The organism is Rubripirellula obstinata (genome assembly GCF_001642955.1).
Lineage (GTDB): Bacteria > Planctomycetota > Planctomycetia > Pirellulales > Pirellulaceae > Rubripirellula > Rubripirellula obstinata.
This window is the reverse complement of sequence record NZ_LWSK01000303.1, coordinates 1-1060: the sequence shown is the minus strand read 5'-3', so window position 1 is coordinate 1060 and position 1060 is coordinate 1. Positions and strand designations below refer to the sequence as shown.

1 protein-coding gene is annotated in these 1060 nt (G+C 55.8%); it reads right to left on the bottom strand.

What is annotated here, in order from left to right:
* Positions 1 to 471 precede the first annotated feature (471 nt).
* Positions 472 to 858, bottom strand: a complete 387-nt coding sequence (locus RC85_RS25980; protein WP_068267878.1) for a hypothetical protein — start codon at positions 856 to 858, stop codon at positions 472 to 474.
* Between the last annotated feature and the right edge of the window lie 202 nt (positions 859 to 1060).

Sequence of the window (1060 nt, the reverse complement as noted above, 5' to 3'; positions counted from 1 at the left end):
GAGAGAAAAGTGTGCGGCCGCCACTCCGGTGCATGCAATGGTTATCCGCAATACACCGTTGCGATGCGGTCCGTCGGCGCGGACTTCGTCCACGTGGGTGTCCATCACCGTATGTAAATCGTAGCAAAGAGTGGTCGGTCAAGCAAGTTTCGGTGGGGAGTGTTAAATCGAGCAAACGAAGACAGTCGTTGGTTGGTGCCACGCAGTGCATCCGGCACGTCGGCATTAGTTGAGCATTGGAATTCAGGCGTTGGTTGATGCCCCGCAGGGCAGTCGGCACTTCGATGTTGGTCGAGCGTTGGGGGCAAAGCGGTTTTGGTCGAGCGTTAGAGATGCCCCGCAGGGCGCGAGGCGGGCAGTCAGTGTCCGCTGCTCAGTCGGATAACGTTAGCCGTCACCGGGCACGGAGAGACGACTTTCGATTTGTAAAACCTTGCAAGCCGTGCTCCGTGTGCACGGCATTGTTATCCGTTACCAGAACCCCACAACAAACTTGGTTGGGTGAAACCGTGGTGACGGTGGATCGCGGAGGGCAACATACACATCATAGTAGGTGTAGCCGAATTCGTGGGGATCGGATGCCGACTCGAAGGAATACCGGATTAGCGATACGGAACCGTCGTCCTCGGGGCTGGCGAGCACCTCGCAATGATTGGCAGCATACACTCCGTCAAACTTGATGAATGAGCGAATCAATCCCTCCGCAAGTTTGACAACGGCGGTCGAGTTTGCGGCAATCTCAAACGCGACCGACAGACGCGATTCTCCTCCGTAGACTTCGTACTCCAAACCGGACGCGTCTTCAAATCGAGTGTAGTCCGGCATGCGCTGAAGATCGACAGGCTCAAAGTCAGACATGGTTCTTCAGTAACGATTCGTCAGTCGGATAACGTCCGGGTTTTCCGGGCGGGAAGATTTGACTTGCAAGCAGAAAAACAAGCGTGCAAGCCCCGCTCCGGAACAACCCATGGTTCAAGTAAGCCGCTTCGCGGCGGGGCGTGTGGATTGAAAACGTGAGGAACCCTTTGGTAGATCCGAACTCACTGGGAGTTCGGCTTAC